Origin of the sequence: Dyadobacter frigoris (genome assembly GCF_005280585.1) — a bacterium.
Classification (GTDB): Bacteria; Bacteroidota; Bacteroidia; order Cytophagales; family Spirosomataceae; genus Dyadobacter; species Dyadobacter frigoris.
Window position 1 is genome coordinate 200,881 of record NZ_SZVO01000005.1, and the last position, 12,778, is coordinate 213,658.

At 38.2% G+C, this 12,778-nt stretch carries 9 protein-coding genes; 1 reads left to right on the forward strand and 8 read right to left on the reverse strand.

The features are described 5' to 3' along the window. Positions 1-39: 39 nt before the first annotated feature. Positions 40-1,806, forward strand: a complete 1,767-nt coding sequence (sppA, locus tag FDK13_RS12225) for a signal peptide peptidase SppA (RefSeq protein ID WP_137340278.1) — start codon at positions 40-42, stop codon at positions 1,804-1,806. A gap of 119 nt (positions 1,807-1,925) precedes the next feature. Here the strand turns inward: sppA and FDK13_RS12230 are convergent, their stop codons facing one another. The 8 genes from FDK13_RS12230 to FDK13_RS12265 form a co-directional block, all read right to left on the reverse strand. After that, complete coding sequence (locus tag FDK13_RS12230) at positions 1,926-2,843, reverse strand: YihY/virulence factor BrkB family protein (protein WP_137340279.1); 918 nt, start codon at positions 2,841-2,843, stop codon at positions 1,926-1,928. A gap of 115 nt (positions 2,844-2,958) precedes the next feature. Continuing rightward, positions 2,959-4,233, reverse strand: a complete 1,275-nt coding sequence (locus FDK13_RS12235; RefSeq protein WP_137340280.1) for an amidohydrolase family protein — start codon at positions 4,231-4,233, stop codon at positions 2,959-2,961. Between the two features lie 10 nt (positions 4,234-4,243). Then, positions 4,244-5,368, reverse strand: a complete 1,125-nt coding sequence (locus FDK13_RS12240) for a hypothetical protein (RefSeq protein ID WP_137340281.1) — start codon at positions 5,366-5,368, stop codon at positions 4,244-4,246. 125 nt (positions 5,369-5,493) lie between these two features. Continuing rightward, positions 5,494-5,943 (reverse strand): D-Ala-D-Ala carboxypeptidase family metallohydrolase, encoded by a 450-nt coding sequence (locus FDK13_RS12245; RefSeq protein ID WP_137340282.1) that lies wholly within the window; start codon positions 5,941-5,943, stop codon positions 5,494-5,496. 279 nt (positions 5,944-6,222) lie between these two features. Beyond that, positions 6,223-7,236, reverse strand: a complete 1,014-nt coding sequence (locus tag FDK13_RS12250; protein WP_170982785.1) for an esterase-like activity of phytase family protein — start codon at positions 7,234-7,236, stop codon at positions 6,223-6,225. A 326-nt stretch (positions 7,237-7,562) separates the two neighbouring features. Then, positions 7,563-10,088 carry a hypothetical protein gene (locus FDK13_RS12255; RefSeq protein ID WP_137340284.1) on the reverse strand — a complete coding sequence of 842 codons (2,526 nt, stop codon included), beginning with the start codon at positions 10,086-10,088 and terminating at the stop codon, positions 7,563-7,565. A 32-nt stretch (positions 10,089-10,120) separates the two neighbouring features. Next, positions 10,121-11,668, reverse strand: a complete 1,548-nt coding sequence (locus FDK13_RS12260) for an SLATT domain-containing protein (RefSeq protein WP_170982786.1) — start codon at positions 11,666-11,668, stop codon at positions 10,121-10,123. Positions 11,669-11,862: 194 nt separating this feature from the next. Next, on the reverse strand, positions 11,863-12,660 hold the full coding sequence (locus FDK13_RS12265) for a LuxR C-terminal-related transcriptional regulator (protein WP_137340286.1): 798 nt from the start codon (positions 12,658-12,660) through the stop codon (positions 11,863-11,865). Positions 12,661-12,778 lie beyond the last annotated feature (118 nt).

Genomic DNA, 12,778 nt, shown 5'->3' on the forward strand with positions numbered 1-12,778 from the left:
AATAACTGAGAAACTCAAAATCATTGCTATATATTCATTATGTTACAATTCTTTAAATACGTTTTCGCAACCCTGGTCGGTATTCTGGTTTTCTTTATACTGTCGTTTTTTATTCTTATTGGTATCGGTTCTGCGCTTTCGTCGGATGAGAAAGTTGTGGTTGAAGATAAATCGGTTTTAAAACTCGACCTCAATAAGCCTATCGCAGAAGTTGGTGTCGAAAATCCGTTGTCAGAACTTGGCGGGCCTTTTTCCGGAAACGAAAATGTTACCGGTTTGAAAGACATCAAGGATGCCTTGAAAAGCGCTCAGAAAGATGACAAAATCAAAGGAATTTATCTGAAAGCAGAAAATCCACAGGCAGGTTGGGCAACGTTGGAAGAGATCAGGAACCAGCTTCTGGAGTTCAAAAAATCTAAAAAGTTTATCGTTGCTTACGGCGAATCGTTCTCTGAAAAAGGCTATTATCTGGCTTCCTTGTCAGACAAAATATATTTGAATCCGGCCGGTGGAATGGAATGGAACGGGATGTCAGCGGAATATAGCTTCTATAAAGGAACATTTGATAAACTGAATATCAAGCCGGAAATTTTCCGTGTTGGTTCATTTAAAAGCGCGATCGAGCCTTTTATTCGTGAAAATATGAGTGATTCAAGCAAGAAACAATCGGCGGAATTGATCGGCGCGATTTATGGTAATTTCTTAACCAATATTTCAAAATCTCGTGGTATTGAAGTTCCGGTATTAAAAGGCTTTGCAGATTCCCTTACGATTGATAATCCAAAAGCGGCTTTGGCAAACAAACTGGTAACACATTTGGGATATTGGGATGAGTTTGAAAACAGCATCAAAAAGGAATTGAGCATCGAAGACAAGAAAAATATTTCTTACGTAGGTGTTGACAAATACATTAAATCGGACGTGACGCCGGAAGACGGAGATTATAACAACCGCGTTGCCGTTCTGATTGCCGAAGGTGAAATTAATTCCGGTGAAGGAAGTGATGAGTCAATCGGGTCAGATGACTTTATCAAGGAATTGAAAAAAGCACGTGACAATGACAAAATCAAAGCGATTGTGCTTCGTATCAATTCTCCGGGCGGAAGTGCACTTGCTTCGGATGTCATGTGGAGAGAGATTCAAATCACATCAAAAAAGAAACCAATCATTGCTTCCATGTCTGATGTTGCTGCTTCTGGTGGTTATTATATGGCCATGGGTTGTGATAAAATTGTTGCGCAGCCAAACACGATTACCGGTTCCATCGGGATCTTTGGATTGATTTTCAACGTAAAAGATTTCATGAACAACAAGCTGGGTGTTACTTTTGACGCTGTCAAAACAAGTGAACACGCCGACTGGCCGACTGCAACCCGCGACATGACGGAATTTGAAAAGTCAATGATCCAGAAAAGTGTCAACGAAGGTTATGCCAATTTCACTTCAAAAGCAGCAGCCGGCAGAAAAATGCCAGTTGAAAAATTGAGAAGCCTGGCACAAGGACGTGTTTGGTCCGGAACTGAAGCAAAAGCAAATGGTCTTGTTGATGTTTTGGGTGGAATTGATGACGCAATAGTAATTGCAGCAAAAGCAGCAAAATTGAAAGAAGGTGACTACCGCGTTCGTTATTTCCCTGAAAAGAAAAAACCAATTGAAGAACTGCTTGGAAAAATGATGGGCAACTCTGAAGATAAAGTACTGGACAGAAATCTGGGTGAATTGTCAACTTATGTGAAGATGTACAAAAAACTGATGAACATGGGCGGAATGCAAACCAGACTTCCTTATGAATTGATAATCAGATAAGTTGATAATTATTAAAACGACTTAAAAAAAATCCCTGATCGTAACTTCGGTCAGGGATTTTTCTATTAATAATATCTAAAATGTATTCGTAAAAATTCGTGTATTTGTGGCAAAAAAGTTCAAACCACCTTCCCCGTTTCTTCATCAATTTCCTTCCTCACAATTAATACCGCCTGCTGATTAGGCGCAATTCCAACGCCATCCAGTTTGGCATAAACCTTGGTAAATTCTGCACCAAAATAAAGAATGATTGAAGAATAATAAACCCAGGTGAGCAGGATTACTATGGAAGCGGAAGTACCATAAGTGGCTCCCAAATCCGCTTTCCCGATATAAAAAGTTATCACAAATTTACCTGCCAGAAAAAGTACCGCTGTAAAACCGGCACCTACCAGACACTCTCGCCAGCGTAAAAACCCATCCGGAAGTACTTTAAAAATAACGGCAAAAAGTGATGTGATAATAGCAAGCACAACAGCCAGATTGACAATATAAAAAAGGACAACGGATGCTTCTGAAAAGTACTGCTGCAATCTTGAACTTAGTAGATCAACTATCGCATTAACGCCAAGAGAAACCAGCAATAAAAATCCAAGCGTAAGAATAATAGAAAATGAAAGCAACCGGTTTTTCAAATATTGCAGCCAGCCCTTTTTAGGTTTTGATTTAATAGACCATATATAATTGATAGAATCCTGGATTTCTGCAAAAACCCCGGTAGCACCAATCAGCAAAGTGCCAATTCCAATTGCGGCGGCTACGCCTGATTTATTTGAAACCTGTGCATTTTTTAAAATTTCCTGTAACTGGGCCGCGGCATTGTCTCCAACCAACCCGCGAATCTGATCGAATAATTCACCCTGAATAGCGTCTCTGCCAAAAAATATACTGAGCACCGAAATGATCACCAGGAGCATGGGTGCTAATGAAAAAATGGTGTAATAAGATAACGCAGCACTCAGTTTGAGCCCGTTGTCATTCATAAATTCATCGAAACTTTCAGATAATAGTGTGAAGGCGAACTTGATCTGTTTCATAGGAGGTTTCTGGTTTGATTATATTTCGCGTGTGATTTGAGTGCGAATATAATCATGCCAGACGGAAGAGATAAGAATTAATAGTGAACTTAAAAGTAAATACTTCCTTATCTCCTTAATAGTATTTACTTTTAAGAAATACCTCAACGTTTTCAGACGCCATTATTTCCCAGGCATTGGTATTCCCTATCACCTGATTCAGGGCAGCACGTTTGAAAGTGGCATAATCATCCTTTTCCGGAAGAACCCGTTCTGTCAGGAAAAAATCAGTACCAAACATTATATTCTGCTGTAATTCAATATCCTGAACATCTTTCAGGAATGCCTTATGCGTCTGAGAATTACCAACAGCATACGCAATGTCCGTATAAACATTTGGATACTTTTTTATAAGATCCTTAATCTGCGAACACCAATTTTGCTGAACCATTCCAAAAAGTGTTTCACCTGATTTTCCATTATACTCGTCTAAAACGTGATCCTCCCCTCCGAAATGAGCAAGACAAATTTTTAAAGGCTTCTTTCCCTCCTTTGAAAAATATGCAATAAGTGTTTTAAAACTTGCAGGTTCCAGGAAATAAGAACAGGTATTTAAATTGCGCAAATTATCTCTTTGTCCCAAAATCCATTTGAAAAAATTTTTGGATTTATCGGGTACGGGCGGCGGAACACCCGGTCCAAAATTCTGAGAATACGATTTCCCGCTGTAAACATCAAATGGATCCAGGCTATTGTTAATGTAATCCGTATCATTCGAATAAATCCCTCCCAGGTAACTACAATGACTTAAAACCGGCACACCTCTCTCTGCTGCCCATTCAAATGTTTCTTTGAGCTTTTCATCAAATGCGTAAAAACCCAGACTTGGATAAATTTTCAACCCAACAAACGGATAAACCGAGCGTTCAGCATTAATTTGGATTTTGGTTTCGAAGTATTTTTCTACTGTATCTCTCAATTCTTTACCCGTACTTTTCCAACGAGGATCAATCCCCAAAAACACGAGCAAGTTATCAGGATTCTCCTTTTTAACTTCAAGAACACCTTCCAATTGGCCTTCGTATCCAGTTTCCGAAGGCCCTGCCCCGCATTTTTCCATGTACATAGTCAAGGCGATTATTTTTAAATGCGGATCATCGTACTGCTTTTGTAAATTTTCAAATATTTCCCGCTGATTTCTGCTTTTTCCAACCTGCAGAAAACTTGCATATCTTTTACCCAGGTTACCGCCTAATTTGGATAAAAGGAATTGAAACATACCAGATCCGGCATCTGTGTTAGTTAATTTATCTACAAGATTGGCAGCAACATCCGGAAGAAATAAATTAAGAAATCGCTTGGGTGCATTCTTAATATTGAAAATGTGACTATGAGCGTTATAAAATTGCATAATGTAGATTTTAAATTTTGGATGATGTAGCTTTCTTCAAAAGATCAAACCAGAATGGTGCGCCAAAACTGGCAGCCAATCCCGATATCAAAACCCCTAAAATCTTTAATAAGTAATCCTCCCAATCCATCCCGGCTCTTTTTGAAAACAAATTATATTTCCACCCAACTGGTATTTTTGATGCCACAATGAGGCTATCCATAGACTTTACGAACTGGCTATTTGAAGCATTAAGGCTATCATTTTTCGCAAATAATTTTGACTGCACCACGGCATTTTCGGCAAACCTGGCTTTTAAAAGACTATCCTGGTTTATGTTATCGGCGTTTCCTCCTATTGTACCGTCAGTGGCTTCAGGAACCATTTTCGACACATCTTTTCCGGTTGTATTGTCTTGGACAGCTGGACGTATTTCCGGATGGTCTTGATAGTACTGGATTATTGCGGCCTTCGCAACCGGGTTTTCTTCGTAGAAGGAAAATAGCTGCAGGCTATCTACATTTATAATGATCCCGATCAACGCTCCGATATAAAACAACCTTTCTCTTGTTTTCTTTTTATACCATAACGAGAGGCGCTCGGTGAGTTCTCCAAACCAGTTTTCCAGATATTCAGTTAAATGCCCATATAATTCCGCCTCATTCGGTTCATCGCTATCTTTACCGCCCGAACTTTTCAATTCAGCACTCAGCATGGCCTGGTTAAAAAGAGCGACAAGGTCACTGGGATTCAAAATCTGTGTACCAAATTTAAAATTTTTAAGAACCTGGGATTTGTAATTGACAACCCAGCTCTCATTTTTTAATTCATCAACCCGGTTCTGCACCAGGCGGGAACTGCCCACAACCTCAATAAGTGTTTCAGCGAATAACTTCGGTGATATATCATTTGTAGGCTTCTTTGGATCACGGCTCAACAGATCAATTGTTCCATGAGAATAAATTTTCTCCGCCCAGTTAACACCATTCGAATTATCCATCAATTGTAGATAAAGATAATTCTTCATAAACCTCCCTCGTTCAGCCATTATCTGAACCCAGGTTTCAAGAAAATAACTACAAAACAGGGCATACAAAGCCCAGCTAATGACTATGGCGATTGCGGTGGATACGATGGGGATGTCGAGGAGGTTCATGATGCGGATTGTTTTTTAGTATAAAGTCAAAATATCAGTTGAGCTAAAATAAGAACTTGCTACGGAGCCCATCCCGCTAGTCAATTATGTAGTATTACCTGAACATGAGTGAATTAGGGACAGACTTACCCCGGTAAATATTTAGTCTGACCATTCCCTAGTTTTATTGCTCTGAGCGGCTGCCTCCTGTTTCTTGGCCCGAATGAAACATGTACCCATGAATCGAATTCCTGAATAAGCTGATCGTATGGAAAATTGCCACTCTTTATAAATTGAAATAATTCCTCTACCGTTATGCTAAGTACTTGAATATCGGCAGCTTCTCCATCCATATGCTGGCTCGTTTTGGATCCGCCGATTTTAGAGTTTACCCGTAGACATCGATAACCGCTTGACACCCGAATAGGTTTAGCAACAGCAATACGAATCGGTTCCAACACATTCTGACAAAGCGCTGTTAAGCTTTGTTTCACGTTATTGGGAGGAATAAATTGTTCGTTATACCTAAACCTTATCGCGGTTTGGCTTGTAAGCATCTCTTCCAATGTGAAATGCGGGCTGATTTGTGTGGCCATGGTTGGTTATTTTATAACTGTTTTTGATCTGGTAGAAAAAAAAATGAAATGCACGGGTACGAAAATGTGTATACGTAAATACCCAACGCAGCCTTGATGCAGGCTGGCTTATTCTATTCAAAAAATCAAGTGGGTTCTGCTACTGAAAGGATAATATAACGCTGAGTTTCGATTTTGAAGTTATATTTTTTATTTGAATAACGTATGGTGTACCGGGCTTTGTTATTAAGCGGTAATTTGTTGGTTTTTAGATTGTTGCGAATCTTGCTTATTGTTACTTTATTCTCTTCTAAGTATGATCAGTTGGTTTCTTAATGTTGGTTTTTCCAGCAGACCCGTTTTTCGGATCTTCTTATCATTATAATAAGTTTCACCATAACCATCATCCGCAATAATATACAGCGTTTTCTTATCATCATCTCCCCATGCCATACCTTCTACATTGCACAAACCGGGAACGGTGTTGAGATTAAAAGCGTCTTTTGAGTCAATGATCAATTCCCGACTTTCTTCGTCCACAGTAACATTTCTGAGCAGTGCTATTTCAATATCTTTCGCGATTGAAATATAACACCTTTCCAGAACCAGCAAATGTGTTTCGTCTATTGCCAGTATTTCAGATATTCCACCCGATTTATCCTCAGCAAAATAAGCTTCTGGAAATCGCGTGATTGGATATTTGAACTCTTGTCTTTCTGTACTTGAAGAAGGATCTTTATATCTATAAAAACTTATATATTTCTGCCCCACATCTGTTTCACCTTTCCATCCTGCCTCAGGAGCTACCCACAGCGCACCTGATGGTGTTATTGCAATGGCCTCAATTCCTTTGTTTGAACTTGGCAGCCTATCAAGGTGTATTATAGATTTTTCTCTTATATCTACAAGAGTATCGATTAATCCTGTTGATTCATATACGCCGGTGTGCTCAATGCTCTTTCCCAAATTGTCCTTCCTCTCATATTCAGTGGCGTAGTAATACGTTTTTGTATTCCTGTTGAACCGGATACTTTCGAACCAATGACCTGTTTTCGTACCTTCTTTTTGATTGATCCTTAACTGAAAATCGGATATGGTTGAGCAATTATCACAATTAAAATAATAGCCCCGGTCACTCACTAAAATCCAATTGTTGGCTCCCAGATTTTCGATTCCTGATATACCTCCGAAAGGTTGTTTATCATTACTGTCGTTAGCGTTTATAACACCTGTTTCAAACCGGGTAAACGTTACCTGCCCGCTTACATTCATTGTCAAGAAAAGGAGTGTGAAAAATATTGGTAAAGTTTTCATAGAGAGTTTCATAAGTAGTAAATGTCTTTGGAGAATTTCGGTTATCGTGCTGTTGTTACACCTCTGTATATCGCTTATGCCCGTTTCCAAGTTTGGTATTCACGCGCAGGCATCGATATCCGCTGGACACTTTGATAGGTATTCCAATGGAGATTCAAATTAGTTCCAAACTAGTTTCGCAAAGCTGCTTCCGGTTAGCTACGATTTCGGCAGAAGGCTCGAATACCTCTGTATAACGAAATCGGACTGTGGTTTGACTGCTAAGCAGTTCAACCAGGGTGAAATGGGGGTAAGTTGGGTTGACATGGGTTTGGGAGTTTTTATAATTACCTAATAGGCGTATAACTGCTTCGGAGCCTGTTTCTGAGGGTAAAAAGAGGCAAATCAACGGCCAGAAAAATTTTGAATCTCCATTTCGGTTCATTTAGGATTATTGTAGATCCCGAAACATCAATTTTCGAAAGTCCCGGCCCGAATTGCGCACCTATCCCAAGCGATAATGGTAAATTTTTTCCAAAGCCGTATACCAAGAATCCACCAGGAGAAAATATTTGCCCTAATTCTATTGAATAATTTTTTGTGACAGCTGCTGCTTTCGCTGCGGTGCTAGTGACAGTTGAATCTATCTTTAACTTGTAGTCTACTATTGCTCCAAGATCCAATAAGGAAATGAATAAACTTACAGATCCACTTTTACCAAGGCTTGCAAATCCGGGAGTATATGAAACACCGATTGGGGCAATAACTCCGAATCGGTCACTCATCGTTCCTTTTGAATTTTCTGGATTTCCAAAGGGGCGCCAGGATGCTCCTACATATGATTGAATGGATACATTGCCATCAAGATGGATTTTCTGCTCCTGATTTTTCTTGATAGAAGAGCTACCCACTGGCAATATAACATTCTCCAATGCTGCTTTTATTGCATCCTCGTCTTTTGCTTCGACCATATTGGCCATAAATAAGGCATAAGGCTTTACCTTTTCCGCAAAAGTAATAAGATTGTTTAAGTTGGTATTTGCATCGGCCTCTCTTTTTTTTAGGCTAGCGATTTTAATATCTATATCTATTTTCAAAGAGTCGCCAATATTTTTAGTTCGCTCTTCTTGCTTGGCTTTTACTAAGTCAGGATATACCGTGTTATTTTTGGTTATATTATATACTTCCTTTAATAAATCTACTGCATCATTCACCGCCTGAGTATATTGCTCTGAATAAATATCCTTATACAAGCTATTGGCTTTTCTGGGAATGGTAATGAATTGATCAGTAAGTAACTCCTTGTCGAATATTTTGACGACACTAAATCCATAATCAATTACATCCAATGAAACATTAATATAATTATAAATATTTTCGTTTGTTGGCTTTTCCTTGTTTTTAATCTTTCTGCTTACTTCTCGATAGCTATACGAGAATTTATCTGCGAGATTTATGAACTCGGATATTTTGCTTTGAAAAAGAAATATACTTTCTTTCTGTTCCTCTAAAATTTTTGTCAGCGTTTTATCATGACCATTTATTATAAATGTAACTTCCTTATTCTTAATTTGCTGATAAAGAAGTCCCATGAAAATTTGTACGTTAACTGGGTCATTTACGAAGTTTTGGGCTTGTTTCGGTGTTATCCAAATAGTGCTGTCCTTGGAGGCTGAATCACTTCTCAGTGCTTCGGAAAAAATAGCGGTAAATGTCACTGTTGCTTTCATATTTTTAAATTCCGGACTAGCTGACGGATTGGTATCCCATTCTGGAAATTCAGAGAATTCACGAATAACTTCCGCTAAATTTGAAGTTCCGTTTTCCAAAGCATGAATCAGCCTCAAAGATTTTATTGCTACTCTGATTTCAGGGAAATTTATCAGTAGCTCACGGTATCTAGGTAGTTCAAGCACGTCGTCCAAATGATAGGTAATCAGCCTGAGATCATCAAGAAATCCGGTGCGCAAGGCAGGTAGCATTTGCGGGTATTGATAGGTCAGAAGCTTACTAAGGTTATCGGTAGATTTAGGGAAAAGAATTTGAAATTCAGGGTTTTTCTCTGAAAATTTCTTAAACCTATCAAAGAAAGCTACGGTAAGTTCCTGTTTAGCACGGTCAATAAGAAGATCAGAGATTGCATTGGCAAATTTGGTGACGTCGAGGCCTCCTATAGAACCAATATTAGTTTTCGTACCTTTAATAAATCCGGCAGTGCTTGACGCTACCGCAGTTTTTTCAAGCTTTTTATTGATAAGATCGATAAATTTCTTATCATTTAAAAATAGATTGGTTGAGTCTTTTTTAAGAAATGCTATAAGCATTTCTTTGGAATTGACGTTTTGGGGTATACTGTCGAAGTAAGTCGAAAGAATAGAGATAATATCATCGATTGAGTCGCTTTTTATAATTGCCATTGCATCTAAATATGCATGACCAGTCGGCTTGTCAGTGGTTTGGGGTTTTATTATGGGAATGCCAGAGGGATCTTTTTTATTAATCTCAGCTATGATGACTCCATTCCTATTAGAAATTTTAATTGCCTTAGGATTGTGTTGGCTGTCCTTTTTCAGAAACACCTTATTTTCTTCAACCGTGAATGTCACGTACAATTGGTTATTCGAGAAAACTGAGAAATCTACTTGCTTAGCATCAATGAGATCAGCTTCACCGTCGTCAAACTCTATCTTAATCTTTGCAGCATTGTCAAAATTAGAAACCTGTAATTTGAAGGAAGTGTCGAAATCAATGTTAAATATTTCGGCTGTTGTACTTTTGTAATTAATAGATATGGTATCTTTTTTTTCAGATAGTGCTTCAAAACTGACTAATGAAGCAAGCATACTAAACAGGAGCATTGAAATATTTCTCATATCAAGAATAGTTTAATTTGCGGATTTTGATATTATTTTATTTGTAATTTTTTAAGTATTTTGTTAAATGAGATCGCATAAGTAAATTTTGAATTTTGGGCTATGACTATTCCAAGCATTTCTTTGGTAATAGAATCAATTATGAGAGAACCCGAGTCACCACCTTGTGAAATGGATTCGAAAGGTGCCTTGTTTGACTTAGAAATTGTTATGAGGTTAATCATTGGGCAGTCTTCGCCTTCATAGGAAATCGTCACTGGATTTACACAGCGATTGTTAATGATGTATCCTTCTATGGCACTGCCATTCCCATTGGGAGGAGCATAGAAATCCAAACGGCCAAACATAGTTACCTTAGTCGTTTTGATATCGTCTATTGTTAAATCTCTTGCGTCTGTAACAGTCAAATTGCTCGGAAAATTAACCTGTTTAGGGTCGAAGTCTTTTATTAATGCAATGTCCAATTCACTATCCCGTACTCCATAAAACCAAATTCCCGATATGATAGAATTAAGTAGGCTTGATACGGGCCTATTGTCAAAACAAGTGCTCCGTCCGCCTGTCATAACATGGCAACAGGTAAGAATGCATTCCGTTTTGTCTGGCAATTGGAGTTTACAAGCAATACTTCCTTTGGCTATTGGCTGTATTTCAGTGTTTGCAATACTATCTCCAGCCATGTAACTGACCCGAGGTTTATCAACTGACTCTATGATTTCGGTTTCAACTTCTTGTGTTACACCTTCGGATGTCTTTAAGAATAATTTAGAGGGTATTTGTTCAACTTCATCATCTGTTAGATGTATTGTAACACAATCTACGAGTTGACCGGTTTGCTCATTTATCTTTTTCCCATGAGTTATTAATCTAATATTCTTAAATTTATTATATAAAAAATTTTGATTTTGATCAATAGCTATATTAGCATAGTCGTTTTTTGTATATTTCGATTCGTCAACACCGGAGTTAAAAATGGATGCTTTTTTGGAAGCCAATTTATGCATTTCAGTTTCAAAATTTGATTTAGAATCCTCCATATTTGTTTGAAGCTCCTTCATCAACTCCTTGCCGCTCTGCTGAAATTCTTTCGCCCATTCTTCTGTTTCTTTTTTGACATTCTTGTTAAATAAATCTTTATAATCTATAATGTATTTTGCTAGTGTGTTGAAGTTGGTGGGAGTTAATGGTAAATTATTAATATAAAGGATCTCCCAATTCTCAATGAATGAATCTTGCATGTTTTTTAGATCTGAACCAGTTAATACAAATCTTACCCAACTATTAGAAAGGCCATAGTATTTATCTGCCAACAGTAATGCTCCACCAAGGCCAGCCATAAAATATCCAATATAAAGTATTGATGCCACTTCATCCTTGAAGCAAGGTAATGCAGCTATTAACGGTATTAAAGTACTTATACAAAGTAAAACAATTGTGGCGACTCGGATAAACCTAGCCCAACAACCCATGCTAGATCTTTTGGTAGTATACCAGTTAATAGTATCCGTGGTTTCCTGTAGGGCATGTGTTTTAATTTCTAAAAGGGTTTCTTCTGCGATCTTCGAATTCCAATGACTCATTTTCATGAAATTTAACTAATTGTAAATATTGCTAAGAGAATTGATATCGTTTTAACAAGGACATGGTATTACCTCTAATTCTTTGATTAAGTATTGCATATATCTGCTATTACAGCTATTTGATTTTATACTTTGACCCAAAACTACTGATTGAATCCCCCACCCACAATACCGAAAATTCAGTATTTCTCTCACTAAATCAACCCATTACAAACCACAAACTGCACCAGACCACCCGTATTCTTTGTCCCCGTCTTCTCAATCATATTCTGCCGGTGCGTGTTCACTGTATGAAAGCTGATAAAAAGTTTATCTGCAATGAACTTACTGCTGCGGCCTTCGGACAGGAGTTTTACGATTTCCAGTTCACGTTTGCTGAGGATCGTTGGGGGCTTAACGGCTGTGGTCATATCTGAGTTGAAAAAGAAATATTTTTTGTCAATCACTGAAGTGAGGGAAGCAAGCTGGGTCCCGTTTCTTTTCCATTGCGTAATATCGTTGCAGACTCCCAGTAAATGCGTGATATTTCCATTACTATCCTGCTTTAAAACAGAGTTTTGTTCCAAAATCCTTGCAACTTTGCCATCCGGTTTTAAAATCCGGTAATCATAGCTGAATTTGTAATTGGATCTGCTGGATGATGGAATTGCCACAAGAACTTTCCAGATGTTACACACCAACTTCCAGGTATTCAGGGTATCGTCAGGATGTTTTATTCCTTCATGGAAGTCTTGTCCGTCCACCAGATAGTGTGCTGAATCATAACCAAAAAAGTCAAATGTGTTTGTACTGATAAAATTGAATTTCCTGCTCCGGACATCCAGTATCCAGGTTACGCAGGGCGATTGATTTAATAGGTTTAGAAGCACAGGACTGCTAAATCCCGGATTTTCAAAACTGTCTGTTTCCGGTTCATTTGCATGGTTTTGCCACATATGCATGACTTCCCGGTATTCTTTATTTACATGAAGCTTTCCGATTGGGGTATCCATACAATAAGCTGTGTTTGCGATGGAGTAGAGTTTGTTTGCAAAAAACAGGAAGGTAAAATATGGGCAAACGAAGATTGGTATACGTCGATCGATGTAAGCACATATAATAACAAATTAA